31 protein-coding genes are annotated in these 26,022 nt (G+C 69.7%); 13 read left to right on the forward strand and 18 right to left on the reverse strand.

Annotation, left to right across the window (positions count from 1 at the left end):
- Nucleotides 1-19 precede the first annotated feature (19 nt).
- Nucleotides 20-1,465 carry an MFS transporter gene (locus OG254_RS16200; protein ID WP_405582302.1) on the forward strand — a complete coding sequence of 482 codons (1,446 nt, stop codon included), beginning with the start codon at nt 20-22 and terminating at the stop codon, nt 1,463-1,465.
- 7 nt (nt 1,466-1,472) lie between these two features.
- On the opposite strand, the gene OG254_RS16205 is transcribed toward OG254_RS16200, so the two are convergent.
- Both OG254_RS16205 and OG254_RS16210 read right to left on the reverse strand, forming a co-directional pair.
- The gene (locus OG254_RS16205) at nt 1,473-1,721 is read right to left on the reverse strand and encodes a hypothetical protein (RefSeq protein WP_405582305.1); all 249 of its coding nucleotides are present in this window, start codon (nt 1,719-1,721) and stop codon (nt 1,473-1,475) included.
- A gap of 410 nt (nt 1,722-2,131) precedes the next feature.
- On the reverse strand, nt 2,132-3,031 hold the full coding sequence (locus tag OG254_RS16210; RefSeq protein WP_405582308.1) for a helix-turn-helix transcriptional regulator: 900 nt from the start codon (nt 3,029-3,031) through the stop codon (nt 2,132-2,134).
- Nucleotides 3,032-3,132: 101 nt separating this feature from the next.
- Between OG254_RS16210 and OG254_RS16215 the strand changes: the two genes are divergently transcribed.
- Both OG254_RS16215 and OG254_RS16220 read left to right on the forward strand, forming a co-directional pair.
- The gene (locus OG254_RS16215) at nt 3,133-4,563 is read left to right on the forward strand and encodes an MFS transporter (protein WP_405582310.1); all 1,431 of its coding nucleotides are present in this window, start codon (nt 3,133-3,135) and stop codon (nt 4,561-4,563) included.
- Nucleotides 4,564-4,698: 135 nt separating this feature from the next.
- Entirely contained in the window at nt 4,699-4,917 is a 219-nt protein-coding gene (locus OG254_RS16220) for a hypothetical protein (RefSeq protein ID WP_351188006.1), read from the forward strand.
- 7 nt (nt 4,918-4,924) lie between these two features.
- Here the strand turns inward: OG254_RS16220 and OG254_RS16225 are convergent, their stop codons facing one another.
- Complete coding sequence (locus OG254_RS16225; RefSeq protein WP_405582313.1) at nt 4,925-5,524, reverse strand: TetR family transcriptional regulator; 600 nt, start codon at nt 5,522-5,524, stop codon at nt 4,925-4,927.
- 41 nt (nt 5,525-5,565) lie between these two features.
- Entirely contained in the window at nt 5,566-6,585 is a 1,020-nt protein-coding gene (locus OG254_RS16230) for an aldo/keto reductase (protein ID WP_405582316.1), read from the reverse strand.
- A gap of 181 nt (nt 6,586-6,766) precedes the next feature.
- On the opposite strand from OG254_RS16230, the gene OG254_RS16235 reads away from it, so the two are divergent.
- Entirely contained in the window at nt 6,767-7,822 is a 1,056-nt protein-coding gene (locus tag OG254_RS16235; RefSeq protein WP_405582318.1) for a chitinase, read from the forward strand.
- Here OG254_RS16235 and OG254_RS16240 read toward each other — a convergent pair.
- On the reverse strand, nt 7,800-8,345 hold the full coding sequence (locus OG254_RS16240; protein ID WP_405582321.1) for a GNAT family N-acetyltransferase: 546 nt from the start codon (nt 8,343-8,345) through the stop codon (nt 7,800-7,802). The genes OG254_RS16235 and OG254_RS16240 overlap by 23 nt on opposite strands.
- Nucleotides 8,338-8,997 (reverse strand): maltokinase N-terminal cap-like domain-containing protein, encoded by a 660-nt coding sequence (locus OG254_RS16245; protein ID WP_405582324.1) that lies wholly within the window; start codon nt 8,995-8,997, stop codon nt 8,338-8,340. The genes OG254_RS16240 and OG254_RS16245 overlap by 8 nt, the downstream gene beginning before the upstream one ends.
- A gap of 152 nt (nt 8,998-9,149) precedes the next feature.
- On the opposite strand from OG254_RS16245, the gene OG254_RS16250 reads away from it, so the two are divergent.
- Nucleotides 9,150-10,061, forward strand: a complete 912-nt coding sequence (locus tag OG254_RS16250) for a methyltransferase domain-containing protein (protein ID WP_405582326.1) — start codon at nt 9,150-9,152, stop codon at nt 10,059-10,061.
- Nucleotides 10,062-10,092: 31 nt separating this feature from the next.
- On the opposite strand, the gene OG254_RS16255 is transcribed toward OG254_RS16250, so the two are convergent.
- Entirely contained in the window at nt 10,093-10,704 is a 612-nt protein-coding gene (locus OG254_RS16255; RefSeq protein ID WP_405582329.1) for a LysE family translocator, read from the reverse strand.
- A 188-nt stretch (nt 10,705-10,892) separates the two neighbouring features.
- Between OG254_RS16255 and OG254_RS16260 the strand changes: the two genes are divergently transcribed.
- Nucleotides 10,893-11,999 carry an endonuclease/exonuclease/phosphatase family protein gene (locus tag OG254_RS16260; RefSeq protein WP_405582332.1) on the forward strand — a complete coding sequence of 369 codons (1,107 nt, stop codon included), beginning with the start codon at nt 10,893-10,895 and terminating at the stop codon, nt 11,997-11,999.
- A gap of 8 nt (nt 12,000-12,007) precedes the next feature.
- Here OG254_RS16260 and OG254_RS16265 read toward each other — a convergent pair whose 3' ends face one another.
- Together OG254_RS16265 and OG254_RS16270 are read right to left on the reverse strand one after the other, a co-directional pair.
- The gene (locus OG254_RS16265; RefSeq protein WP_405582335.1) at nt 12,008-12,928 is read right to left on the reverse strand and encodes a DUF4394 domain-containing protein; all 921 of its coding nucleotides are present in this window, start codon (nt 12,926-12,928) and stop codon (nt 12,008-12,010) included.
- A gap of 148 nt (nt 12,929-13,076) precedes the next feature.
- On the reverse strand, nt 13,077-14,459 hold the full coding sequence (locus OG254_RS16270; protein ID WP_405582338.1) for a glycine--tRNA ligase: 1,383 nt from the start codon (nt 14,457-14,459) through the stop codon (nt 13,077-13,079).
- Nucleotides 14,460-14,621: 162 nt separating this feature from the next.
- Here OG254_RS16270 and OG254_RS16275 point away from each other — a divergent pair, with 162 nt between their 5' ends.
- The 5 genes from OG254_RS16275 to OG254_RS16295 all read left to right on the forward strand — a co-directional run bounded on the left by OG254_RS16275 (nt 14,622) and on the right by OG254_RS16295 (nt 18,289).
- Entirely contained in the window at nt 14,622-15,593 is a 972-nt protein-coding gene (locus OG254_RS16275) for a metal ABC transporter substrate-binding protein (protein WP_405582340.1), read from the forward strand.
- Between the two features lie 20 nt (nt 15,594-15,613).
- The gene (locus OG254_RS16280) at nt 15,614-16,381 is read left to right on the forward strand and encodes a metal ABC transporter ATP-binding protein (protein WP_405582342.1); all 768 of its coding nucleotides are present in this window, start codon (nt 15,614-15,616) and stop codon (nt 16,379-16,381) included.
- Nucleotides 16,381-17,283 (forward strand): metal ABC transporter permease, encoded by a 903-nt coding sequence (locus tag OG254_RS16285; protein WP_405582344.1) that lies wholly within the window; start codon nt 16,381-16,383, stop codon nt 17,281-17,283. Before OG254_RS16280 ends, OG254_RS16285 begins: the two co-directional genes overlap by 1 nt.
- 61 nt (nt 17,284-17,344) lie before the next feature.
- Complete coding sequence (locus tag OG254_RS16290) at nt 17,345-17,761, forward strand: Fur family transcriptional regulator (RefSeq protein WP_405582346.1); 417 nt, start codon at nt 17,345-17,347, stop codon at nt 17,759-17,761.
- Nucleotides 17,762-17,881: 120 nt separating this feature from the next.
- Nucleotides 17,882-18,289 (forward strand): hypothetical protein, encoded by a 408-nt coding sequence (locus OG254_RS16295; RefSeq protein ID WP_405582349.1) that lies wholly within the window; start codon nt 17,882-17,884, stop codon nt 18,287-18,289.
- Between the two features lie 75 nt (nt 18,290-18,364).
- Here OG254_RS16295 and OG254_RS16300 read toward each other — a convergent pair whose 3' ends face one another.
- The 5 genes from OG254_RS16300 to OG254_RS16320 are packed head-to-tail and all read right to left on the reverse strand — an operon-like array spanning nt 18,365 to nt 21,120.
- Nucleotides 18,365-19,204 carry an isoprenyl transferase gene (locus OG254_RS16300; RefSeq protein ID WP_405582352.1) on the reverse strand — a complete coding sequence of 280 codons (840 nt, stop codon included), beginning with the start codon at nt 19,202-19,204 and terminating at the stop codon, nt 18,365-18,367.
- A 16-nt stretch (nt 19,205-19,220) separates the two neighbouring features.
- Nucleotides 19,221-19,967 (reverse strand): DNA repair protein RecO, encoded by a 747-nt coding sequence (recO, locus tag OG254_RS16305; RefSeq protein WP_405582354.1) that lies wholly within the window; start codon nt 19,965-19,967, stop codon nt 19,221-19,223.
- A gap of 26 nt (nt 19,968-19,993) precedes the next feature.
- Nucleotides 19,994-20,614 (reverse strand): DUF1266 domain-containing protein, encoded by a 621-nt coding sequence (locus OG254_RS16310; RefSeq protein ID WP_405582357.1) that lies wholly within the window; start codon nt 20,612-20,614, stop codon nt 19,994-19,996.
- A gap of 30 nt (nt 20,615-20,644) precedes the next feature.
- The gene (locus OG254_RS16315; RefSeq protein WP_405582359.1) at nt 20,645-20,860 is read right to left on the reverse strand and encodes a hypothetical protein; all 216 of its coding nucleotides are present in this window, start codon (nt 20,858-20,860) and stop codon (nt 20,645-20,647) included.
- Entirely contained in the window at nt 20,857-21,120 is a 264-nt protein-coding gene (locus OG254_RS16320; RefSeq protein ID WP_405582361.1) for a hypothetical protein, read from the reverse strand. The genes OG254_RS16315 and OG254_RS16320 overlap by 4 nt, the downstream gene beginning before the upstream one ends.
- Before the next feature lie 57 nt (nt 21,121-21,177).
- Between OG254_RS16320 and OG254_RS16325 the strand changes: the two genes are divergently transcribed.
- Both OG254_RS16325 and OG254_RS16330 read left to right on the forward strand, forming a co-directional pair.
- On the forward strand, nt 21,178-22,011 hold the full coding sequence (locus tag OG254_RS16325) for a helix-turn-helix transcriptional regulator (RefSeq protein WP_405582363.1): 834 nt from the start codon (nt 21,178-21,180) through the stop codon (nt 22,009-22,011).
- On the forward strand, nt 21,993-22,190 hold the full coding sequence (locus OG254_RS16330) for a DUF397 domain-containing protein (RefSeq protein WP_405582365.1): 198 nt from the start codon (nt 21,993-21,995) through the stop codon (nt 22,188-22,190). The genes OG254_RS16325 and OG254_RS16330 overlap by 19 nt, the downstream gene beginning before the upstream one ends.
- On the opposite strand, the gene OG254_RS16335 is transcribed toward OG254_RS16330, so the two are convergent.
- From OG254_RS16335 to OG254_RS16350, 4 genes are all read right to left on the reverse strand, one after another.
- On the reverse strand, nt 22,174-23,046 hold the full coding sequence (locus OG254_RS16335; RefSeq protein ID WP_405582367.1) for a DUF6879 family protein: 873 nt from the start codon (nt 23,044-23,046) through the stop codon (nt 22,174-22,176). The genes OG254_RS16330 and OG254_RS16335 overlap by 17 nt on opposite strands.
- A gap of 105 nt (nt 23,047-23,151) precedes the next feature.
- Nucleotides 23,152-24,123: an SCO2521 family protein gene (locus tag OG254_RS16340; protein ID WP_405582370.1), complete on the reverse strand. Its 972-nt coding sequence runs from the start codon at nt 24,121-24,123 to the stop codon at nt 23,152-23,154.
- Nucleotide 24,124: 1 nt separating this feature from the next.
- Nucleotides 24,125-25,105 (reverse strand): SCO2522 family protein, encoded by a 981-nt coding sequence (locus OG254_RS16345; protein WP_405582373.1) that lies wholly within the window; start codon nt 25,103-25,105, stop codon nt 24,125-24,127.
- A complete protein-coding gene (locus tag OG254_RS16350) occupies nt 25,102-26,019 on the reverse strand; it encodes an SCO2523 family variant P-loop protein (RefSeq protein ID WP_351187459.1) in 918 nt (305 codons plus the stop codon). The genes OG254_RS16345 and OG254_RS16350 overlap by 4 nt, the downstream gene beginning before the upstream one ends.
- Between the last annotated feature and the right edge of the window lie 3 nt (nt 26,020-26,022).

The raw sequence follows: 26,022 nt of genomic DNA on the forward strand, positions 1-26,022 counted from the left end.
TTAGCCGTACTATTCAAGAATGCCGGAGCTCAGCCCCCGCCGCCGGATGCTGGTCCTCGCGATCTGCTGCATGAGCCTGCTGATCGTGAGCCTCGACACCACGGCCCTCAACGTCGCCCTGCCCGCGTTGCAGCGCGACCTCGGCGCCAGCACCTCGGGGCTGCAGTGGACGATCGACGCCTACACCCTCGTCCTGGCCTCCCTGCTGATGCTGGCCGGCTCCACGGCGGACCGGATCGGCCGCAAGCGCGTCTTCATGACCGGCCTGGTCCTGTTCACCATCGGCTCGGCGCTGTGCTCCGCCGCACCGACCCTCGACTCACTGATCGTCTTCCGCATGGTGCAGGCGGTGGGCGGTTCGATGCTCAACCCGGTCGCGATGTCGATCATCACCAACACCTTCACCGACCCGCGCGAACGCGCACGGGCGATCGGTGTGTGGGGTGGCGTGGTCGGCATCTCGATGGCCGCGGGGCCACTGGTCGGGGGCCTGCTCGTGGACGGCGTCGGCTGGCGCGCGATCTTCTGGGTCAACCTGCCCGTGGGCCTGGCCGCCCTCCTGCTCACCCTGCGCTTCGTCCCCGAGTCCCGCGCCCCCAAGGCCCGCCGCCTCGACCCGGTGGGCCAGGTCCTGGTGATCGCGCTGTTCGGCTCACTGACGTACGCGATCATCGAGGCGCCGAACGCCGGGCTCACGTCGGTCCTGCCGTTCGCGGCGATCGCGCTGACGGCTCTGCTCGCCCTCCTCTGGTACGAGCCGCGCCGCGCCGAGCCCCTGATCGACCTGCGGTTCTTCCGGTCGGCGCCGTTCAGCGGGGCGACGGTGATCGCGATCGGGGCCTTCGCGGGGCTGGGCGGGTTCCTGTTCCTGTCGACGCTGTACCTGCAGAACGTGCGCGGCCTCGACGCCCTGCACGCGGGCCTGTGGATGCTGCCGATGGCGCTGCCGATGTTCCTGTGCGCGCCGCTGTCGGGGCGGCTGGTGGGCAGTCGGGGGCCGCGGCTGCCGTTGCTGGTGGCGGGCGTCGCGATGACGACGAGCTGTGCCATGTTCGCCCTGTTCGAGGCGGAGACGTCCAATGTCACGCTGCTGCTCGGGTACGTGCTGTTCGGCATCGGCTTCGGGTTCGTGAACGCGCCGATCACCAACACGGCGGTGTCCGGGATGCCGCGGGCGCAGGCGGGTGTCGCGGCGGCCGTCGCGTCCACGAGCCGGCAGCTCGGGCAGACGCTGGGGGTGGCGGTGATCGGGGCGGTGCTGGCGGCCGGGGTGGGGGCGTCGTCGGACAAGGAGTCGTTCGTGTCCGCCGCGGGGCCGGGGTGGTGGATCATCACCGGGTGTGGGCTGCTGGTCCTTGTCGTGGGCGCGATGACGAGTGGGCCTTGGGCGCGACGCACTGCTGCGAGAACCGCTGAGCGGCTGGATGCGGGCGAGGTGCGGCAAGCCCTGAGGGTACGCGGTTGAGCGGCGCTCAAGTCGGCGTCTCGGTCCGGTGCTGAGATGGGGGCGTGGAGTTTCCCCTGTCGTCGGTGAAGTCAAAAAGGGCGATCACGGCAACTCCGATGGCCAGCAACGCCACCGTCGCGGCTCCGCCGGCGGAGACGGCCGCGAGACGGGACGCGCCGAGCGCGGCCACCGCCAGCCCGGAGGCGAACCCCAAGACGAGGGAGATCAGGACACAGAACGCGAAAGCGATGAGCCTCTTCTGATTGGCGCTCACCGTTGCTCCTTCTTCTGAAGGTGGCCGGTGAGCGCGCGACAGCCTCGACCAGCCACCTGCGCATGCAGATGACGTGTACTCCTCGCCCCGTGCCGCGCCACTGGGCGCGGTCCTCTCAAGGAGTTGGTCGAGTCCCGTCGCACCAGCCCTGTGCTTCAGTCCTCAAAACGGGCCACTGGCCCGGTGGAACTTTCGTGCTGTTGATGATCGCGTCTCACGCACTTGGCGAGAAACTCCCCCGGATCTCGTCCGGTTGGGCTGTGCACCGGACGAAGCAGGTCCTAGCACGGCCGTAGCGTTTCCCAGCCGCTCCTGCTGAACAGCAAAGTAGCACAGCGCCAAGTGCCGCAACACATGCGAAAGGCCCCTCAACTGCGGGCAGTTGAGGGGCCCTTGCCAGCCGCGGCAGCTCAGGCCACCGCCCGCTCGCGCGCAATCGCGTGCAGCTTCTCCAGGCGTTCCCTCGACTCCTCGTCCGCCGGCACGTACGTCACCATCCTTGGCCCCACGTCCGGGCTCAGCCACAGGTCGGTGTGGTCGACCAGGATGCGGCCCACGTGGCGGTTGAGGAACTCCTTGCGCTTGCTGCGGTGGGACACCACCTCGTGGCGCTCCCACACCTCGCGGAACTCGGGGGACTCGGTGCGCAGGCGCTTCAGGAGCATCTTCCAGGCGGGCTCGCCGAGATGGCCGGCCATCGCGGCGCGGAGGCGGGCGGCCATGAGGCGTTGGGTCTCCGCCAGGTGCACGATCGAGGACTGCCAGTCCGGGTTCGTGTACGACAGGATCATGCAGTTGCGGTCCTCGGGCGGCACCGCCTCCAGGTCGCACAGCAGCAGGCCGTAGGTGCGGTTGTGGGCGAGGATGTCGTACCGGCTGTTCTGCAGGCACGCCGGATACGGCTCCAGCTGCTCCAGTACGGCCCGCATCGCGGGCGTCACCGACGGGCAGGCCGTCGCGGGCGTGGGGTCCACCGCGCCGGCCAGCTGGAAGAGATGGGACCGCTCGCTGGGGTCCAGCAGCAGGGTGCGGGCGAGGGAGTCGAGGACCTGGACGGAGACCTGGATGTCGCGGGCCTGCTCCAGCCACGTGTACCAGGTGACCCCGACCGCGGCGAGCTGCGCGACCTCCTCGCGGCGCAGGCCGGGTGTGCGGCGCCGGCTGCCGCGGGGCAGGCCGACCTGCTCGGGGGCGATGTGCTCGCGGCGGTGGCGCAGGAAGGCGGCGAGTTCATGGCGCCGGATCGCCGACGCGGCCGTGCCGCGCGAGTCGTCTGCGGTCGCGATCGTCTCCTGGGCCATGGTCGTCATGCCTCCAGCCTGCCGCTGCCCGGACCCTGTTTCCAGGTGCTTCTTCTACCAGGATAAGGACACTCTGGTACCAGTCTCCGGATCGCCGCAGCCTGGTGAGCGTGACCGAAACCATCACTTCGCCCAAGGCCGCCGGGGCCACCGCGGCGTCCCCCTCCCTCGGCACCCTCGGCCTCTTCACGGTGCTGCTCGCGGCGGCACTCCCCCTCATCGACTTCTTCATCGTCAACGTGGCCCTGCCGACCATCGGCCACGACCTCGCGGCGAGCGAGGCCGTGCTCGAACTCGTCGTGGCGGGCTACGGGTTGGCGTACGCCGTGCTGCTCGTCCTCGGCGGGCGGCTCGGCGACCTGTTCGGCCGGCGGCGGCTCTTCCTCGGCGGCATGGCGGCCTTCGGACTGACCTCGCTGGCGTGCGGGCTCGCGCCCAGCGCGTGGACGCTCGTCGCGGCGCGGGTCGCGCAGGGCGCGGCGTCGGCGGCGATGCTGCCGCAGGTGCTCGCCACGATCCAGGCGGCCACCAGCGGCCCGCGCCGCGCGAAGGCCATGGGCCTGTACGGCGCGACGGCCGGCCTGTCGATGGTGGCCGGGCAGATCCTCGGCGGCGTCCTGGTCGCGGCGGACATCGCGGGCACCGGCTGGCGTTCGGTGTTCCTGGTGAACGTCCCCGTCGTCCTCGTCGGCCTGTTCCTGGCCGCCCGCGCGGTCCCCGAGACCCGCTCCCAGCACCCGGAACCGGTCGACGGCCCCGGCACGGTCCTGCTCGCCGTCTCGCTCCTCGCACTGCTGGCCCCGCTCACCGAGGGCCGGGCGGCGGGCTGGCCGCTGTGGACGTGGCTGTCGCTGGCGGCGTTCCCGTTCGTGGCGGCGGCGTTCTACGCGGTGGAGCGCAGGGCGGACCGCCGGGGCCGTACGCCGCTCGTACCGCCGAGCCTGTTCGCGCTCACGTCCCTGCGGCGGGGCCTGGTGATGATCGTGCCGTTCTCCATCGGCTTCAGCGGCTTCATGTTCGTGATCGCGGTGGCGTTGCAGCAGGGCGCGGGGCACGGCCCGGTCGAGGCGGGGCTGGCCCTGGTCCCGATGGCGGTGGCGTTCTTCTTCGTCTCGCTGGCCGGCGCGCGGCTGGTGGCCCGCTACGGCACCCGGGTCGTGACCGCCGGTGCGGCGATCCAGGGGGTGGGCGTGGCCCTGATAGCGCTGGCCGCCTGGCGCTCCTGGCCGGACCTCGGGTTCCTCGAACTGCTCCCCGGCGCGGCGATCGCCGGCGCGGGCCAGGCCCTCCAGCTGCCCGTCGTGTTCCGGATCGTGCTCTCGGAGGTGCCGACGGCCAGGGCGGGCGTGGGCAGCGGGGTGATGATCACGACCCAGCAGTCGGCGTTGGCGCTGGGGGTGGCGACCCTGGGCACGCTCTTCCTCTCCCTCGTCCCCGGGTCGGGCATGCGGGACGCCCTGGTGACGACGCTCCTGGTCCAGCTGGCCGGTGTGGCGCTGACGGGCCTGCTCAGCCTGCGTCTGCCGCGCACGATCACCTGATCGATTTGTGAGGGTGTGGCCACAGGTTGGTCAACTCGCCGGGGAAGAGTCCCTGTTGATGTTGGTCTTGCTGCACACTCCTTGCTGCGCGAGTGCGCGAACGCAGACTCGATGTCCTGGGACGCTGGAGGCGTCATGCTGGAGATCAACACGAGCAAGGTGAGCCGCTGGGACCACCACGGGCGCGAGCATGTCGTACGAGTACAGCGCAAAGGCGCGCAGCGCTCGATCAGATGCGACACCTGTGGCTGGCGCAAGAGCGCACAGTTCCTGCCCTGGCTGAAGGCGGAGGAGCACCTGGCGGAGGCCCACCAGGCGACGGTGGACCCGGCCGAGGCCGGGTCCGACGGATGAGCAGCGCTCAGCCGCCGGCCCGCAGCCCCCGGATCAGCAGATTCAGGAGCGCCTCGAAGTCGTCCTCCACGCCCGGCTGTTCCCACTCCCTGGCGTAGTGCGGGTCGTGGAAGCGGTCCGTCGCGCGGAAGACGGCGCCGGCGGCGGTGGCCGGGTCCTCGGCGGTGAAGGCGCCCGCGGCGGCGCCCGCGCGGACGATCTCGGTGAGCTGGCCGGTGAGTTCGGCGACGTGTTCGCCGACGACGGTCTCGACGGTCTCGGTGGTCAGCACGGTGTACGTGGCGAACAGCTCGGGGTCGTCGAACGCCTTGCGGCGCTTGGCTGCGAAGAGGGCCGCCAGCCACTCGCGCAACCGGGTCTCCGGGTCCAGATCCGGGGCGGCGACGATGGCCGCGAGCACCCCCGTCGTGCGGTCCAGCCACCTCTTGGTGACCGCCTCCCGCAGCGCCGCCTTCGTACGGAAGTGCCGGTAGACGCTGCCATGGCTGACGCCGAGCGCGCGGGCCACGTCGACCACGGTGGCCTTGGCCGGGCCATGGCGGCGCAGCACCTCCTCGGTGGCTTCGAGGATGCGCTCGGCGGTCAGGGTCTGGGGCGTCGACGGCATGCCCTAGACCGTACCTGGCAAAGGATCCGGCGCCGGGATCACTACTTGCTGCCCAGGTGGGCCATCTGCGGGGCCGGGTAGCGCTCGCCCGCCGCCGCGTCCGCCGGCACCGCCCGCTCGATCGCGGCGAGGTCGGCGGCGTCCAGCGTGACGTCCAGCGCGCCCAGCGACTCGGTGAGCCGCTCGCGGGTGCGGGCGCCGACGAGCGGCACGATGTCGTCGTTGTGCTGCGCGCCCCGTGAGAGCACCCAGGCGATGGCGATCTGGGCGACGGAGACGCCCTTCTGCTCGGCGATCTTCCGCAGTGCCTCGACCAGGTCGAGGTTGTGCCGGAGGTTCTCGCCCTGGAAGCGGGGCGAGTGGGCGCGGAAGTCGCCGGCGGCGAGCTGCCGGTCGCGGGTGAAGTGGCCGGAGATCAGCCCGCGGGACAGGACGCCGTACGCGGTGATGGAGATGCCCAGCTCACGGGTGGTCGGCAGGACCGACTCCTCGATGCCGCGGGAGATCAGGGAGTACTCGATCTGGAGGTCGGCGATCGGCGCGGTGGCGGCGGCCCGGCGGATCGTGTCGGCGCCGACCTCGCTGAGGCCCACATGGCGGACGTATCCCTTCTCGATCAGTTCCGAGATCGCGCCGACGGTCTCCTCGATCGGTACGTCGGGGTCGAGCCGGGCGATCCGGTAGACGTCGATGTGGTCGACGCCCAGGCGCTGGAGGGAGTAGGCGGCGAAGTTCTTCACGGCGGCCGGGCGGCCGTCGTAGCCGGCCCAGTCGCCGTCCGGGGAGCGCAGGGCGCCGAACTTCACGCTGACCTGGGCCTGTTCGCGCAGGGCGGAGGGCGCGGTGCGCAGGGCCTCGCCGATCAGCATCTCGTTGTGGCCCATGGCGTAGAAGTCGCCGGTGTCGAGCAGCGTCACGCCCGCTTCCAGGGCGGCGTGGACGGTGGCGATCGATTCGGTCCGGTCCGCGTCGCCGTACAGCGCGGACATGCCCATGCAGCCGAGGCCGAGGGCGGAGACCTGGGGGCCGGTGGTTCCGAGGGGGTGGGTTCGCATCGTCATGCCTCCACCATGCCCTAACAGCTGACAGATTTCAATATCTGTCAGTCCATACTTGTCAGCACAGTCCATACCTGTCAGCGCGGGTCACGGATTGGTCCAGACCTATTGACGAGAGGTCTGGACCACGAGCAGGCTGTCATGCCTACGACACCTCACCGCACCCCCCACCGGGAGGCCCCGTATGCTCCGCCGCGCCCTGCGCCTGGCCGCCGCCGCACTGGCGACCGCCTGTCTGACCCAGCTCCCCGCCGCCACCGCCGCCTCGGCCGCCCCCACGGCCGACACCTGCGCCGTGAAGTCGAAACCGTCCGGCAAGGTCCTCCAGGGCTACTGGGAGAACTGGGACGGCGCCGCCAACGGCGTCCACCCGCCCTTAGGCTGGACCCCGATCACCGACTCCCGTATGGCCGCGCACGGCTACAACGTGATCAACGCGGCGTTCCCGGTCATCCGCTCCGACGGCACGGCGCTGTGGGAGGACGGCATGGACAGCGGGGTGAAGGTGGCCACCCCCGCGGAGATGTGCGCGGCCAAGGCGTCCGGCCAGACGATCCTGCTCTCGATCGGCGGCGCGACGGCCGGCATCGACCTCAACTCGACGGCCGTCGCGGACAAGTTCGTCGCGACGATCGTCCCGATCCTGAAGCAGTACAACTTCGACGGCATCGACATCGACATCGAGACGGGCCTGACCGGCAGCGGCAACATCGCCCAGCTGTCCACGTCCCAGGCCAACCTGATCCGCATCATCGACGGGATCCTCGCGCAGATGCCGTCCAACTTCGGCCTGACGATGGCCCCCGAGACGGCGTACGTCACCGGCGGCAGCGTCGTCTACGGCTCGATCTGGGGCGCCTACCTCCCCGTCATCAAGAAGTACGCCGACAACGGCCGCCTGTGGTGGCTGAACATGCAGTACTACAACGGCAGCATGTACGGCTGTTCCGGCGACTCCTACTCCGCCGGCACCGTCGCGGGCTTCGTCGCGCAGACCGACTGCCTGAACAAGGGCCTGGTGGTGCAGGGAACGACCATCAAGGTGCCGTACGACAAGCAGGTGCCCGGCCTGCCCGCCCAGTCGGGTGCGGGCGGCGGCTACATGTCACCGTCCCTCGTCGCCGAGGCCTGGCGGCACTACGGCAGCTCGCTCAAGGGCCTGATGACCTGGTCGATCAACTGGGACGGCTCGAAGAACTGGACGTTCGGCGACAACGTCAGGTCGTTGCAGGGCCGTTGATCCCCTGGTCGCCGAGGTCCCGGACGTACTGGTCGAGCAGTGTCCCGTCCGCGCCGAACCGCTGCCCGCCGGGCGTGAACCCCGTCCGGCGGGCGACGGCGGCGGACGCCGTGTTGTCCGGCTCCACCTGGATCACGGCCTCCTTCCCGCCCGCACCGGCCGCGTACCGGCAGGCCAGGAGGACGGCGCGGGTGGCCAGGCCGCGCCCCCGCCACGTCGGGTACAGGCCGTAGGCGACATTGACCTGGCCGGAGGCCAGGCCCTCCGCCTCGAACCGCAGGTCGATCGTGCCGGCGAGCGTCTCGTCGACGCCCACGCGGATGCCGAAGGCGCGCAGCGAGCCGGCCTTGGCCCACTGGTCCTCGCAGTGTCGGAGGTAGGCCTCGACGCCCTCGCGCGTGCCGGGACCGCCGCTCAGCCGGCGGACCAACTCCTCGTCCTCCCCGGCGAGATGTACCTCGGCGTCGTCCGGGCACAGCGGGGACAGGGCGATCACCCCGTCGGACAGTCTCACGTCACGCATCCCCGTGCAGGGCGGCGAACAGTCCGTGCACGCGGGTGCCGTCCGGCAGTTGCCAGGCGCCGGCGACATGGCCGACGGCGCCCTCGGGGAGGAGCGGCGCATCCTGCGGGGCCGGCCGCAGGACGCGGTGCAGCCGCAGGGTCGTGCCGTCCGGTGCGGTCAGCCGGGTGCCGTCCTGCGAGTCCTCGACGACCGGGGCGGTGCCCTGCCCCACCGCAAGGCCCTGGCCTGCGTAGGAGCGGGTGACCTCGCGGTCGACGGTGTCGGTGACGCTCTGCGCCTGCGCCTCGGCCCGCCCCTCGACCAGGGCCCACAACCGGTCGGCCAGCACCGGGTCGTGGCAGCCGTCGTAGGCCCAGCGCCGGCCCAGCACCCCGTGCTCCATGGTCCCGACGAGGGCGTGCTCGGCGCCGTCGAGAGGGGCGCCGCGATAGGTCAGCGGCGTCAGGTAGCTCACCGTTTCGGGACCCGCGGAATCGGTGATCACCATGAACTCGATCCCGACCTCGCCCTTCGGGTCGTCCAGCCGGAAGCCACCGGCCTTGGCCAGAAGGGGTGCACCGGAGCCGCCGTACCACGGGCGGGAGGGCAGCCACGAGGTGAGCAGTTCGAGCTTCGTCGGCTTGAGGGTGGTGTGGTGGATGACGGCCATGCCGAAGGCTCTCACGCGAACCCGGCCCGCTGGTACGCTTTTTCGATCATGACGACGTACTTCCCCCTGCGCTAGCCGCTCCGCCGGCACGACGCGGCACACCCCGGCGCCGACGATGCGGGACGGACATCGACTGGATCGGCCACCGCGAGGTGGGCTTCCGGACGGACGACGACAAGCCCCTGCGGCCACGGACCGCCGACGATGTCTTCCTGCCGACCCACCGCCGCGGCGACATCGGCCCGCACAGGAGCGACCTGACCGCCCTGACCGAACTGGCCCATGCGGTCGACCTGGAAGGTCTGGCACGGGGCCGCCGGACGCACGGCGGCCCACCCGGCTTCGGCGACGGCATCGAGATCTCGGCGTCCTTCCTCGGCCGCAGGACGTACAACCGCTACGACATCGAGGACAACGTCGGCCGGGTGCTGGCCGAGCGTGCCGTACCACTCGCGCCGGCACGGCGCCGCGCCCCCGCCCGGCCACAGCGGATGGCGGCTGACCCTGGACGGCAGGCACGCCACCCTGCTGCTGCGCCTGGGGCGGCGTCCCGCGCACCGGCGCTCCTACAAGAACGCGACCATCCCGGGCACCCTGCCCCCACCGGTCGCCGCCGCCCTGGCCCAGGCGGCCGAACTGCGCCCGGGGCAACGGGTGCTGGACCGTGCTGCGGCGCGGGCACCCTGCTGATCGAGGCCCACCACACGGCGCCGGGCACCACCCTGCTCGGCTTCGACCTCGACCCGACGGCGAGAAGGGCCGCACGGCAGAACGCCGCCCCGCTGCCCATCACCGTCGAACACGGCGACGCCGGCGCCCTCCCCCTCCCCGACCGCAGCATCGACCGGGTCCTGTGCAACCCGCCCTGGGGAGAACAGGTCGGCGCGGGCGGCCGTCTCGCCGGGCACCCGGAGCGCTGGTGGCACGTACTCGCCCGCGTCCTGACCGACGAGGCGCGGTCGTGCTGCTCTCCGAGGCGGGCGGCCTGGGCCACGCCCTGGCGCTCGGCCTGTCCCCCGTGCACGTCCAGCGGCTCACCCTGTTCGGCAGCAGCCCGCTGCTGATCCACCTGGAACGCGTGCGCCGGACAGGGCCCTAGCGGGCGGTGACCGCCAGCTTCGCGCCCAGCGCCACGAAGGACCCGGCGAAGGTCCGCCGCAGCCACGTCATCACCCGGGGCCGGGAGGTGACGTGGCTGCGTACGGAGGCCGCGAGGACGCCGTACGCCGCGAAGACCACGAACGTCGCCGCCATGAACACCCCGCTGAGCGCGAGCATGCGCGGCATTGCGTCCGCCCGGCCCGGGTCCACGAACTGCGGGAGGAAGGCGAAGAAGAACATCGTCAGCTTCGGATTGAGCACATTGATCAGCACCCCGCGCACGATCACCCGCCCCGCGGAGAGGGACGCGCCGTCCTCCTCCACCACGAGGGCCTCCTTGTCCCTGATCGTCGCCCAGGCCATGTACAGCAGATAGGCGACACCGGCGAACTTCAGCACCTGGAACGCGGTCGCGCTCGCGTGCAGCAGCGCGGCGACGCCGGTGACGGTGGCCACCATGTGCGGCACGATCCCGAGCGTGCAGCCGAGTGCGGCCACCACACTCGCCCGCCGTCCACGGGAGAGTCCGGCGGCGAGGGTGTAGACGACACCGGTGCCCGGGGTGGCCACGACGACAAGGGTGGTGAGAAGGAAGGCGAGACTCATGCGGCCGAGCCTGCCGCGGCAGCCGCCTCCCCATACAGGGCCAATCGACGAACAGCCTGGCGGACCAATCGGCTCCGTTGGACACCCCCGCGCACCCCTCGGACAATGGGAATTGTCGGCGCGCAGTGACCCCGGCGGCGCCTGCCGCCGGCCGCGCGGTAGTTCTGCGCCGCCCGAGGAGGCGCGCCATGACCGTCCGTATCGCCACCTTCAACACCGAGAACCTCTTCCGCCGGCTCAAGGTCTTCGGGATGCAGGACCACAAGGAGCAGCAGGAAGTCCTGGAGCACTACGCCGAGTTGGTCTCCCTTCTGGAGAAGACGAACTACGAGCCCGACAAGGACCGGATCGCCGAGCTCATCAAGAAGCACGGGATCTACGACGGCGACAAGGACAGCACCCGGCAGTTCGTCATCAACGAGACCCGCGGCCAGCACACGCTGTTCACTTCACGGCGGGTGCAGAACGACATCGCCATCACCCTCAAGGCGAAGGGCCGCGCCGACTGGACGGGCTGGGTGGACCTCGTCCGCGACAACCTCGACTGGACCGCCGTGCACAACACCGGCCGGGTCGTGGCGGAGGTCGACGCCGACATCCTGCTCACCGTCGAGGTCGAGGACCGGCTCACCCTGGAGCGCTTCAACACCCAGGTCCTGGGCGAGTCCCTGGGCAGGCGGCCGTACCCCTACAGCATGCTGATCGACGGCAACGACCCCCGAGGCATCGACATCGGGATCCTCAGCCGCCACCCGATCACGACCATCCGCTCCCACGTCTTCGACACCAACCCGGAACGCGCCGACAAGCGCCTCTTCAGCCGCGACTGCCCCGAGTTCGAGATCGAACTGGACGACACGAACCTCGTGGTCCTGGGCAACCATCTGAAGAGCAAGGCCGACGACAACCCGTTCCTTCGCCTGACCCAGGCGAGGCGCGTCGCGGAGATCTACCGGGCCGCGCTGGAGCGCTCCCCGCACGTCATCGTCGCCGGGGACCTGAACGACTTCCCCGACAGTGAACCGATCGCGGTGCTGCGGGACACCGGTCTGCGCGACGTGATGGACCACCCCGCCTATCACGGGAAGTTGCACGGCACTCACGGGCAGTGCAAGGGCGAACAGGACAAGCTCGACTACCTCATGCTGCCGCCGTCCTTGTGGAAGGAAGTGCAGCACGTCGGCCTCGAAACCCGGGGGATCTCCGCCAAGGGCATCGATCACTTCGACACGGTGAAGACGAGGGCGGACGCGGCCTCCGACCACGCCGCCCTCTACGCCGATCTGGAACTGTGAGCGCGCGGTCAGCCCTGCCGCAGCGGTAGCGCCACGTCCACCACCTGCCGCCCCTTCGGGAAGCCCCCGGTGACCGTCGCCCTGCCGGTGAGCAGGTTGACGCGCAGGACACGCGAACCGGTCACCGCGTAGCCGGAGTTGGTGCCGGCGGCCGGCGAGCTGTAGATGTCGAAGCCCGAGTCGGGCGGCAGGTCCACGCCCGTCTTCCCGGTCGGGGCAAGGTTGCCCGCGTTGGCCGGGGACTGGACGGAGACCTGGTCCTGGACGGTGTCGAGGTCGAAGAGCGTCGTGGCCGTCGTCGTGTCGAGGTCGTTGTTCGTGTACGCGGCCGCCGTCACCCCCGTCGCTGTCGCCCCGGTCGTCGCGGGCGGCACCGGCGGGTTGGTGAGGGTGCCGTCGACGGCCGTGGTGCCCGCTGCCGGGGCGCCCGCCGGGTCGTCGAGGTTGTGGCGCAGGTTCTGGCCGGTGTCGCTGATGACGCGCAGCCGGTTGGCGGCCGGGTTGAAGTCGACGCCGAAGGACCGGCCCTGGAGGGCGACGCTCAGCTGCGAGACCTTGGTGGCCTTGGCGCCGATCTCCCGGATCGTGTAGACGCCGCCCTTGTCGCCGACGCCGTACAGCTTGTTGTTCTGCACCCGGTAGTCGATGCCGACGAGCCTGCTGTCGCCCTGGAGCCCGCTCACCCTGCCCAGCGGAAGGACGACACCGGGCCGCTCGACACGGAAGCGGACGAGCCGCTGGTCGCCGGTCAGGCCGACGCCGACGAGCCGGTCACCCGACGCCTGCGGCAGCCCGCCCCCGGCTCCACCCTTCGCCTCGACACCGGCGGCCGAGTCGCCGTGCCGGTCGCCGTCGCTCGCGGCCACGTAGCCGACCGACCCGATCGCCAGAGCGAGTACGGCCGCCCCGATCACTGCTTGCTTGCGCATGATGCCCCCGGATGAGGTTCCGCGCCCCGCCCGCTGCGGGCCGCGCACGCCCTCTCCTTCGGAGCGGATCGCCGTACGGACGGCAAAAACCCCGATTCCGTTACGTCTGTTACGTCCGTAACGGAATCGGGGTTTTTCAGCGGGTCCCTCAGGCGCCGACGAGGCGGCTCGCCAGGTAGCCCTCGATCTGGTCGAGGGAGATACGCTCCTGCTTCATCGAGTCGCGCTCACGCACCGTCACGGCGTTGTCCTCGAGCGTGTCGAAGTCGACCGTCACGCAGTACGGCGTGCCGATCTCGTCCTGGCGGCGGTAGCGGCGGCCGATGGCGCCGGCGTCGTCGAACTCGATGTTCCAGTTCTGCCGCAGCGCCTGGGCGAGGCCCTTGGCCTTCGGGGAGAGCTCCGGGTTCCGGGACAGCGGCAGCACGGCCACCTTCACCGGCGCCAGGCGGTGGTCCAGACGCAGAACGGTCCGCTTCTCCATCTTGCCCTTGGCGTTCGGCGCCTCGTCCTCGACATAGGCGTCGAGCAGGAACGCCAGCATCGCGCGGCCGACACCGGCCGCGGGCTCGATGACGTACGGCGTCCAGCGCTCGGAGGCCTCCTGGTCGTAGTAGGCGAGGTCCTGGCCGGAGGCCTTGGAGTGGGCGTTCAGGTCGTAGTCGGTGCGGTTGGCGACACCCTCCAGCTCGCCCCACTCGTTGCCGCCGAACTGGAAGCGGTACTCGATGTCAGCGGTGCGCTTGGAGTAGTGGGAGAGCTTCTCCTTCGGGTGGTCGTACCACCGCATGTTCTCCTCGCGCAGGCCCAGGCCGGTGTACCAGTTCCAGCGCTGCTCCATCCAGTACTCCTGCCACTTCTCGTCCTCGCCCGGCTTGACGAAGAACTCCATCTCCATCTGCTCGAACTCGCGGGTGCGGAAGATGAAGTTGCCGGGCGTGATCTCGTTGCGGAAGGACTTGCCCATCTGCGCGATGCCGAACGGCGGCTTGCGGCGCGAGGTGGTCTGCACGAGGGAGAAGTTGGTGAAGATGCCCTGGGCGGTCTCGGGGCGCAGGTAGGCGATGGAGCCGGAGTCCTGCGTCGGGCCGAGGTGGGTGGAGAGCAGACCCGAGAACTGCTTCGGCTCGGTGAACTGGCCCTTGTTGCCGCAGTTCGGGCAGTTCACATCCGCGAGGCCGTTCTCCGGGAGGTGGCCCTTCTTCGCCTCGTAGGCCTCCTCCAGGTGGTCCGCGCGGAACCGCTTGTGGCAGGAGGTGCACTCGGTCAGCGGGTCCGTGAAAGTGGCGACATGGCCGGAGGCGACCCAGACCTCGGGGGCCAGGATCACGGACGAGTCGATACCGACGACGTCCTCGCGCGACGTCACCATGTAACGCCACCACTGGCGCTTGAGGTTCTCCTTGAGCTCGACACCCAGCGGCCCGTAGTCCCAGGCGGCGCGCTGACCGCCGTAGATCTCACTGCAGGGGAATACGAAGCCACGGCGCTTGCTCAGGCTGACGATGGTGTCGATCTTGTCGGCGGCCACGGTGCTCTCTTCATTACGACGACGGGCGACGAAGCGAGGCGCTTCACAGCGAATGCTCCAGGGTACCGGCGGGCACTCCCCCTCAATCAAATCGGTAGCCCTCTGTGGACAGCTGCTCACGCTTGTTGACAACCGTTTCCAACTTCGCTGAAAATGACTGTCATGAACGTACGACGACCTCACATATCCGGGATCGCCCTCGCGGCCGTCACCGCAGTCGGCATCGGCACCCTCTCCGCCTGCTCCTCGGACAGCGCGGCCGCGGGCAACACGGAGAAGTTCGACGTCGTCGCGTCGTTCTACCCGATGGCCTTCCTCGCCGAGCAGATAGGCGGCGACCATGTGAAGGTCACCAGCCTGACCGAGCCCGGCCAGGAGCCGCACGACCTGGAGATCAGCGCCCAGCAGCGGGCACAGCTCGAAGAGTCCGACGCGGCGCTCTACCTCAAGGGTCTGCAGCCGTCCGTCGACGAGGCCATCGCGCAGGCGGGTCTCAAGACGAAGATCGACGCCGCCACGCTGACCAAGCTGGAGGACCACGGCGACGTCGAGCACGAGCACGCGGGCGAGGAGGCCCACACCGAGGAGGGGCACTCCGAAGAGGAGGAGCACGCCCTCGACCCGCACGTCTGGCTCGACCCGGTGAAGTACGCCGAGATCGCCAAGGGCGTCGCCGGCGCCTTCGAGAAGGCGGACCCGGACCATGCGGCCGACTACAAGAAGAACGCCGACGCGCTGGTCAAGAAGCTCGACGGCCTCAACACGCAGTTCGCGGACGGCCTGAGGAACACCAAGAGCAAGGTCTTCTTCACCAACCACGCCGCCTTCGGCTACCTCGCCGAGCGCTACGGCCTGACCCAGGAGGCCATCTCCGGCCTCGACCCGGAGAGCGAGCCCAGCCCGGCCCGGATCAAGGAGCTCCAGGAAGAGGCCAAGGCCGACGGCGTGACCACTGTCTTCTACGAGACACTGGTGTCCGACAAGACCGCGAAGACCCTCGCCGACGACGCGGGCCTGAAGACGGACGTGCTCGACCCGCTCGAAGGCATCACCGACAAGTCCGAGGGCGACGACTACATCGCGGTCATGGAGGCCAACCTCACGGCCCTGAAGACGGCTCTGGGAGCCAAATGATCGACCCCATGGAGGACGGCATGACCGAGCCCGTCATATCGCTGCGCGGCGTCCGCGCCGAGCTGGGCTCGCGCCCCGTCCTGCGCGGCATCGACCTCACCGTGCACCGCGGTGAGGTCGTCGCCCTGCTCGGCGCCAACGGCTCGGGCAAGTCGACGGCCGTGCGCGGTGTCATCGGCCAGGTGCCGGTCAGCGCCGGCGAGATCGAGCTGTTCGGCGCCCCGCGGGCCCGGTTCCGCGACTGGGCGCGGGTGGGCTACGTCCCGCAGCGCACGACGGCCGCCGGCGGGGTGCCCGCCACGGTCGGCGAGGTCGTCTCCTCGGGCCGCCTCTCCCGCACCCGCTTCGGCGTCTTCCGCAAGGCCGACCACACGGCCGTCCGGCACGCCCTGGAGCTGGTCGGCATGGCGGACCGCGTGAAGGACTCGGTCAACGCCCTCTCCGGCGGCCAGCACCAGCGCGTTCTCATAGCCCGCGCCCTGGCCTCCGAGCCCGAGCTGCTGATCATGGACGAGCCGATGGCAGGCGTTGACCTGGCCAGCCAGGAAGTGCTCGCGCACACGCTCAGGGAGCAGGTCGCGGGCGGTGCGACGGTCCTGCTCGTGCTGCACGAACTGGGCCCCCTGGAGCCCTTGATCGATCGGGCGGTCGTCCTGCGCGACGGCTGTGTCATGCACGACGGGCCGCCTCCGAAGGCGCTCGGCCAGCACGCGCTGCCCGGCCACGACCACGTACACCCGCACGCGGCTCACGACGCCGAACCGATCCGGACGGGACTGCTGAGCTGATGGACTTCCTGAACTACGACTTCATGCAGCGGGCGCTGCTCGCCGCAGTCCTGGTCGGCATCACCGCCCCCGCCGTCGGCATCTACCTCGTCCAGCGCCGCCAGGCCCTGATGGGCGACGGAATCGGCCATGTCGCGATGACGGGTGTCGGCCTGGGCTTCCTCCTCTCCTGGTCGCCGGTGTGGATGGCGACGCTGGTGTCGGTCCTCGGCGCGATCGCCATGGAACTGATCCGCTGGTACGGCAGGATGCGCGGCGACCTCGCCCTCGCGATGCTCTTCTACGGCGGCATGGCCGGCGGTGTGATGTTGATCAACCTCGCGCCGGGCGGCTCGAACGCCAACCTGACCTCGTACCTCTTCGGCTCCCTGTCCACGGTGAGCGAGTCGGACGTGACGGCGATCATCCTGCTCGCGGCCTTCGTGGTCCTGGTCACCCTCGGCCTGCGCCGCCAGTTGTTCGCGGTCAGCCAGGACGAGGAGTTCGCGAGGGTCACCGGCCTTCCGGTGCGCGCCCTGAACCTGCTGACGGCGATCACCGCGGCGGTGACGGTGACGGTCGCGATGCGGGTGGTCGGCCTGCTGCTGGTGAGCGCGCTGATGGTGGTGCCGGTGGCGGCGGCGCAGCAGCTGACGCGCAGCTTCGCGGCGACGTTCGCCATCGCCGTCGCGATCGGCGTCACCGTGACGATCGGCGGCACCGTCACTTCGTACTACCAGGACGTCCCGCCCGGCGCGACGATCGTGCTGCTGACCATCGGCGCGTTCATCGCGCTCACCGCGCTGGCGACCCCGCTGGCCCGGCGCAGGGCCCGTGCCCTGGCGGCGGCGCAGCCTTCCGGCGACCCGGCGGAGTGCGCGATTCCGGCCAGCAGGGAGAGCGACGGGAAGGTGAGCGTCTGACCGCGCTCTGCCCGGGCTGGCACAATGGCCCGGCAAGGCGCAGACGTGAGGAGGCAAACCGGTGACGACCGCTGGACCGCCCGTAAAGGGCCGCGCGACTCGGCAGCGGGCCGCCGTGGCGGCGGCCCTTGACGAGGTCGACGAGTTCCGCAGCGCGCAGGAACTGCACGACATGCTCAAGCACAAGGGCGACTCGGTCGGACTGACCACGGTCTACCGCACCCTCCAGAACCTCGCCGACGCCGGCGAGGTCGACGTCCTGCGCACCTCCGACGGCGAGTCGGTGTACCGCCGCTGCTCGACCGGCGAGCACCACCACCACCTGGTCTGCCGCGTCTGCGGCAAGGCGGTCGAGGTCGAGGGCCCGGCCGTGGAGAAGTGGGCGGACGCGATCGCCGTCGAGCACGGCTATGTGAACGTGGCGCACACGGTGGAGATCTTCGGTACGTGCGCGGAGTGCGCGGCCGCCAACAGCTGACCATTTCCAGCCAGTTGACCAAAACATGGCCCTCTAGTGATCTTTTCGTGATCATGCGTTCATATGATCATTACGGCTTCTGCGACCACAGGAGCCACATAGATCACAGGGGAGAACAACTTGAGACTGGGACGTATGGCGGGTGTGGCCGCTACGAGCGCCGCGCTCGTGATGGCTGTCGCGAACTCTGCGGCGGCGGCCGACCTCAGCATGCACACGGGGGACGCCTGGGGGAACGTGCCTGGCGTCGACTGGAGCGGCGTCGGGCACTTCAACAAGTACGGCGACGTTGTCACGATCAAGGACAACGACGCCGACGGCCGTGGTGTCACGATGAACGTGTACGTCGGCAGCCCGAGCGGCAACCCGCGCTACTCCTTCACCGTCGGCGGCGAGGGCAACAGCGCCACCAAGAGGGCCAGCAATGGCGGCGTGTACGACCTGCCGGAGGGCAAGACGATCGGCTTCAAGTTCTGCCGCGCCCCCGATGGCGAGTGCAAGGACTACACGATCGTCAACAACGCGTGATGTCCGCCTGAGCAGAACCGCGAACGGCCCCGCTCCACTTCGGTGGAGCGGGGCCGTTCCCGTGTGTCCAGGGGGTCAGCCCTCCTCGGGGCGGCCCTCCATCGCCAGCAGCTCCTCGTTCGGGATCGCGCCCCCGAACCGCCGGTCGCGCGAGGCGAACTCCACGCAGGCCCGCCACAGGTCGCGCCGGTCGAAGTCCGGCCACAGCACGTCCTGGAAGACCATCTCGGCGTAAGCGCTCTGCCAGAGAAGGTAGTTGGAGGTGCGCTGCTCACCGCTCGGGCGCAGGAACAGGTCCACGTCCGGCATGTCCGGGTAGTACAGGTACTTCGCGAAGGTCTTCTCGTTGACCTTCGACGGGTCCAGCCGGCCGGCCTTCACGTCCTGGGCCAGCGCCTGCGCGGCGTCCGCGATCTCGGCCCGGCCGCCGTAGTTCATGCAGAAGTACAGCGTCAGCTTGTCGTTGTCCTTGGTCTGCTCCTGGGAGATCTCCAGCTCCCTGGCGACCGACTTCCACAGCTTCGGCATCCGCCCGACCCACCGCACCCGGATCCCCAGATCGTCGAGCTGATCGCGGGTCTTGCGGATGAAGTCGCGGTTGAAGTTCATCAGGAAGCGCACCTCGTCCGGCGAGCGCTTCCAGTTCTCGGTGGAGAAGGCGTACAGCGAGATCGCGCCGACGCCCATCTCGACCCCGCCCTGGAGCACGTCCAGCACCCGCTCGGCGCCGACCTTGTGCCCCTCGGTGCGCGGCAGCCCGCGCTCCTTCGCCCAGCGGCCGTTCCCGTCCATGACGATCGCCACATGCTTCGGGATCAGCTCACCCGGGAGCTTCGGCGCACGGGCCCCGGACGGATGCGGCTCCGGCGCCTTGTACTCCCGACGCTGCCGCCCCAGGATCCCGCGTACGACCATGTGCTTCTCGTCTCCCTTACTTTTCCACGTATCGAAGCGAACGCAGTCCGCGTTCCAGGTGCCAGTGCAGATAGGCAGAGACCAGACCGCTGCCCTCCCGGACGTGCCGCGGCTCGCAGGCGTCCGCCGTCTCCCAGTCTCCCGTAAGCAGCGCACCGAGCAGTTCCAGGGTCTGCGGCGACGGTACGACGCTACCGGGCACCCGGCAGTCGACACAGACCGAGCCTCCGGAGGCGACCGAGAAGAAGCGGTTCGGTCCGGGCATGCCGCATTTCGCACAGTCGCTGAAGGTCGGGGCGTAGCCGTTGACGGCGAGCGAGCGCAGCAGGAAGGCGTCGAGCACGAGGTTCGGCGCGTGCTCGCCGCGCGAGAGCGTCCGCAGGGCCCCGACCAGCAGCAGATACTGCTGCACCGCCGGCTCGCCCTCGTGGTCGGTGAACCGCTCGGCGGTCTCCAGCATGACGGTCCCGGCGGTGTAGCGGGCGTAGTCCGTCACGATCCCGCCGCCGTACGGAGCGATGGTCTCGCTCTGCGTGCACAGCGGCAGCCCGCGCCCGATCAGCTCGCTGCCCCGCGCGAAGAACTGCACGTCGACATGGGAGAACGGTTCGAGACGGGCACCGAACTTGGACTTCGTACGCCGCACACCCCGCGCCACGGCCCGCACCCGCCCGTGCCCACGAGTGAGCAGCGTGATGATCCGGTCCGCTTCCCCGAGCTTCTGGGTGCGCAGCACGATGCCGTCGTCGCGGAACAGACTCATGGGTTCATTCTCGCGTACGGCGGCAGTCAGCGGGTGCGGTCGGGGTGGCTGATCGCGTCCCAGGGGGCTTGATTCCACGGGCTGGAGCGGTTCGCCGGGTCCAGCAGGGCCCGCAGATGCTCGTCGGCGACCGCCTGTGACGCCGGCAGATCGGAGTCCCCCGCGTCCCGCAGCCCCGCCCGCCACACGTGCCGGCCGAGCAGATAGTGATCGGCGTACTCCTGCCACGAGGTGTACTGCCTCACCACCGTCGGCACGATGTTCTTCAGCGCGGTCCAGGCGTCGCCCTCGCCGATCAGGCCGCAGGCGAAGCCCCGGCGGGTGATGTCGACGTACAGCGCGGCATCCCAGGCGAGCGGAGACATGCCCGTCTGCCGGTACGCCCGCGCCCGGTAACCGCTGCGGGCCAGGTCGTCGAGCCGACCGACCAGCTGCTCACGCGAGGTGATCTCCCACTGGTCGGCCAACCAGCGCCGGGCACTGTCGTCGTCGATCCGCACATACGGGTACAGCGTCGTCCGCGAGGCGCCCTTGTCCCGGCTCACCGGCGCGCTCAGCGACACCATCCACAGCTGGTGCGTGGTGAGCGGCACAGGGTAGCGGCGGGCCGCCTTCGCACCACGCCTTCTCCATTTCCACAAGGCCATGCCGCCGCACCCTATGCGCACGCACCTACGTCAAGGAACCTCACCCCTGCTGCGTGCGTTCGCGTACGACGTCGCGGCGCGCAGCCGCTCGGCGGGCGTCGCGCCCCGAACCGACGCCGGCTCGACGTCCCACTCCTTGCCTCCCCCATACGGCCTCAGCTGCACATACGGCCCCTCATGTCCCATCACGATGCCGATCCGACCCGAACGAGTGTCGACCACATACGCCCCGATAGGCGGCCTCAACGCAGCACCGCCGCGAGGCGCTGCGCGATCTCGACGGAACAACGGCCCAATTCGACGAGCGGGCACGGGGCCTCACGCGCAAGACTCGCCGGATCGATCCGGAGTGTCGGAAGCGTAATTCCTGCCTTCTCCAGTGCCGCCCGCAATTCCTTCACTGCTGCCTCCGCTTCTTCGACGCAGCGCGCCGAGTGTCGTGCCGTCACCTTGCTCCCCTGGAATTCGGGTTTCACGCTTTCCAACTCCATGGTGACCTGCGACACCTAGACTCGGCAGGAGTCTGTGCCCTACAAGTGCAGGGCAGTACAAGGGGGTTGGCCATGGCCAACGGTTCGCGTCAGGCGGCGTGGGAGTTCTTCGGGGCGGAACTGAAGCGGCGGAGGGAGAACGCCGGGATCACTCAGGTCGAGTTGGGTTCCCGGGTATTTGTCTCCGGTGGATACATCGGCCAGTTCGAACAGGCAATTCGAAAGCCGCAACTTGATGTCGCCCAGCGGATTGATGAGTCCCTGCAAACCGACGGTATTTTCGAGCGGCTTTGGCGAAAGCTCATCAAGGAGCAGCCGTATACGGAGTACTTCGCGCATGCGGCAGAGCTTGAGCGGATGGCGACGGAGATCTGCGAGTACGCGCCGATGGTGGTCCCGGGGCTTCTCCAGACGCCGGAGTACGCACGAGCGGTCTTCGTGGCGAGCAATCCGCTCGCCGCCGATGAGTACATTGAGGAGTTGCTCAGGGGACGCATGGCCCGGACTCGGCTCCTCAAGGACGCTACACGGCCCGTGTATTGGGCGATCCTGCACGAGGCGGCCCTACGCATCCCGGTCGGCAACCCGGCGGTCATGGCGCATCAGCTGGACCACATCGCGGCGCTGATGCAGGAGCGCAAGGTGCTGGTACAGGTGCTGCCGTTCGCGGCCGGGGCGCACCCGTGGATGGGCAAGATGGTGAAGCTCATGGAGTTCGAGGACACGCCACCAACCGTCTATACAGAGGGGGTGCGTTCGGCGAATCTGCTGGACGACCCGGCAGTAGTGAGGCACGTCCAAGCGTCCTACGATCTCATCAGGGCCGCCGCGTTGTCGCCGGAGGCGTCCCTGGCCCTGATTGAGTCGGCAGTGGAGGACCACAGACGATGCGCGAATACAACCTGAGCACCGCCCGCTGGCACAAGAGCAGCTACAGCACCGGCGACGGTGGGGAAGACTGCGTCGAGGTCGCCTCTGGCCTCCCCGGCGTAGTCCCCGTCCGAGACTCCAAGCTCGCCTCGGACAGCCCCGTACTCCTCGTCCCCGCCTACGCCTGGGACGGGTTCCTCACGTCTCTGCGGTGACCCGCGGAGCCGTCTGCTGACGCTCCCCCTCCGCCCATAGGTCGGCGAACTGGGTGATGTGGTCCTCGATGTGGTCCGGGTCGGTGCTCAGCAACGTGCTGTCCGGGTTGTTCTCCTGGTCCGGCTTGGTCTCGTGGCAGAGTTCGCCGTCGAAGACGATGAAGTCGCTCACCCTGGGGTTCGACTCCATCAGCGACCGCACCGCGATCCGCGCGTCGATGCCACGCCGGCGATGGTCCTCACACAGCGCTCTGAGCTCCGGCGTGACCTCGTCCTCGGTCCGCACGATGAACAGGCGCCGGATCTCCACGCCGCGCCGCTTGATCGCCTTCTCCTGCGCGGCGAGGTACCGGTCGGCGGGCCCACTGCTCCAGAACTCGCGGTCCACCGAGGTGCTGGTGGCGTCGAGGGTCATCTTGACGCAGTCGGTGATGTCGATCAGCCACTCGTGGTTCTCGCCGGGACAGTCCGCGCTGCCGCTGCCGAGCCCCTCCATCATCTTGGCGAGGCGGCCCAGCTCCTTCTCCGCGAAGGCCTGCACGATGTCGCCGCCCTGCTCACGGACCTTGGTGTAGCCGAGGACCAGCCGGGTCACCTCGTCGGAGCGCAGGACCGAACCGTCGACCTGGCTGAACAGCGTCGTCGCGGCGAGGATCTCGTTGAAGCGGGTGTCGACCTTCTCGAACCGCTCGCCGAAGTCGATGAGGAACTGCACGATCAGTGCCGCGCTGCCGATGACGATGGACGCCACCCACTGCCAGATGTTGCCGTCGTCCTCGTTGAGAATGCTGGTCAGCAGGAAGGCGCCGCCCGCCGCTGTGGCCGTGATCAGGATCCGCCAGAACATCCTGGGCATGCGCTGTTCCTGACGTGGTGCTACTTGTCCGTTACTTCCCGCTCCTAACGATGATGCTCCACTCATCTCTCATCCCCCGTCGGGTATCTCGTTCGGTACCGCTCCTCAGCGTGTGCTCAGTGCCTGGTGCGGTGTCGCGACGGCCTGGAGGGCCAGTCGGTCTCGGATGCGCCGGCTCAGGTTCTTCCACTGGCGGGAGAAGCCCGGTTTCTCTTCCAGCACGTCCCACAGGTGACCCAGCGCGGGGTCCACGTGTGCGCGCGGCATCCACAGATGCAGCAGATGGACGACGACCGGATGCAGCGTCTCGACCACGGAAGGCCCGTCCGTCGCGCCGAGCCTGCTGTTGTCAAGCATGTGCTGAACAGTCGTCAAAAGCCAGTCGTGCAGGGCGAGATCTTCGCAAATGCCCGCCGCGGATGCCGCCGGGATGTGCTCCGGCAGCCGTAGCTCCATGGTCCGCAGCCCGCCCTCGGCCACCGTGAAGCTCACCAGGGACGCCCGCTCGCCGTCGGAGGTGCGGTACGCGACCCAACGCATCCTCGTGGGGCTGGACTTGAAGGGCACCCGGCGGTCCAGCAGCGGGTGGCGGCGGAGCTGGGCCAGCAGGCCCTCGGAGATCATGCCGAGGTCGAGCTCGCCGCGCCGGGCGCCTTGCAACACCCCCTCGGCCGTGGCCTGTTGGGGCAGCTTGCCGAAGGGCTCGACGAAGCCGGGCCTGACGAGGTACTGACCCCAGGTGCGGCGGGTGTCGGGGCCGACGGCCGGGACGCTGAAGTACGCCGTCGACTGCAGCAGCCGGCCCTCGGTCAGCGCCGCGCGGGCGGCGACCGTACCGACGGCCCGGACCTTGGAGCCGTTGGCCGCCGGAAGCCGGCAGTCCACGCCGGTCAGGACCTCGGGGGAAAGGACGTACAGGGAAGGCCGCTCGGAGACCCGGACGTGTTCGTCGGCGCGCAGCCTGAGCAGTTGGACGGCGGCCCGGCTGTCCAGCGCCTGATGGGACGGCAGCAGACAGGTGCGCACCTCGCCACAGGCGAGGACCGAACGCGCGGGTTGTCCGAAGGCCGCCGTCATCTCAGGTCCCCTCAGCCTCGGAGGAGTCGCCGGGCTCCTCGTAGAAGACGTAGGTGGCGCGCTGCGCGACCGCCGCGGGAACCGGCATCCCCTCGCCGGCGGACCGCTCGGCGACCTGCTGGAGCGCGCCGGCGTCGACGTCTATCTGGTCCAGGATGAGCCGTACGGCGTCCTCGACGGCGAGGAAGCGATTCGGCACCAGGCTGCAGGTGCGGTACGCGCTGAAGGCCGCCTTGGTGTCGGTGAGCCTGATCAGCGGCGACAGCCGGTCCCAGTCGTGCGGGAACTCCCCGCCCTCCCAGTCCTTCGGCAGCAGCACGGGCTGGCCGAGGTGCCGTAACAGGCCCAGCCGGGCGAGCTGCCATACGGCGGCCAGGAACGGGCAGGACCACAGCCGCCGCCCGTCCTTCTCGGACCACAGCTCGACGTCCATGAAGATGGAGTGGTTGCGGGCCGCGGTCTCCTGGGCCGGTTCCCAGCCCTTGACCTCGCCGAGCGCGCTGCGGGACGTCGAGGGCGTGCGCTGGCCGTTGGCGAGCCAGCCGGTCTGGCTGACGGACGGGCGCGAGCCGTAGCTGCCCGGCGGCGGCGACTCGACGAGGCGGTGCATGACGGACTCGGCGAGTTCGACCCGGTCGGCGACCGCGCAGGCCGACTCGCGGGCCAGGTAGTCGATGACGACGCCCGCCTTCTCGGCCTCTTTGAGCACCATCGGGATCAGCTCGGCCGGTGTGGAGAAGCGGGTGAAGTAGTCGTCGATCAGGAAGCAGGTGCTGATCCGCGGCCGCTTGCTGCGCCGGGCCGCGGAGGCCCGTACGGCGTCCACCCAGATCCGCACCTCGGCGAAGTGCTCCGCCAGCCGCTTGGGGCCCGCCTCGAAGTCCTCCATGTAGAGGTGGCCCAGCTCCAGCGAGAGATGGGCCAGCGGGACGGACTCGGTGCGCCGCTGCGCGGTGGTCTCCTGGAACACGGCCTCACTCACGCCTGCTCCCAGTACTTGTCGTCGGTCAGGCGTCCGGCGAGCTGACTCAGGGCCTGCCAGGTCTCCTGGTTGGCGATCTGGCTGTCGAGCACGTCCTCGTCGGTGATGAGCTGTTCACGCCACTGGAGGACCGGTTCGAGCGGCACCGAGCCGAGGACCTGGCTGTAGCCGATGCCGTGCGTGGAGGAGAGCTGCTTGAGGTCGCCGTCGGTCTTGCGCATCCATGCCGACTGGGTGGGCGAGACCTGCGACCACAGCGGCGACTCGGGGTCGGGTACGGCGGCCCGCACGAAGCGGATCGCGTTGCGCAGCTCGTCCTCGCCATGGCCGCGCTCGACACCGCCGGCGACGATGCCGCGCTTGCCGAAGACCAGGCTCGCGGCGGCCGCCACATGCTGGCGGGTCCAGCGGTGGAAGACCAGCCAGCGGGCCGTGACCTCGCTCATCTCGGACGTCGCGGTGGCCTCCAGGGCCATGTCGACGGCGTAGGAGCGGCCGGCGCTGAGGTCGACGATGACCAGGTCGAACTCGTAGTACAGCGTCATCAGCAGGTCGACGCAGCGGCGCAGGTTGTCGTCGCTGGTGGCGAACTCGCCGCCGCTGACGTCACCCGGCATCAGGACCAGACGTCCGCTGCCCGGCGGCGGGAACCGCAGCACCTGGTGCTCCGTCTCGGCCCACACGTCGATCCGGGCCGGTTCGCTGACCTCTCCTATGAGGTAGGCGTGCAGTCCGCGGTCCTCGGTGGCCTGGCGGGCGTCGCCCACGTCGAAGACGGCCGCCGCGGTGGGCGAGCCGAAGTCGAAGTCCAGGTAACAGACGTCGTCCCCGGCCATCGCGCGGTGGTAGGCGAGGTTGGCGCTCGTGACGGAGCGGCCCGTGCCTCCTTTGTCGGAGGCGGCGAAGAGCAGCACGGT

This window comes from Streptomyces sp. NBC_01092, from assembly GCF_045039535.1.
Lineage (GTDB): Bacteria > Actinomycetota > Actinomycetes > Streptomycetales > Streptomycetaceae > Streptomyces.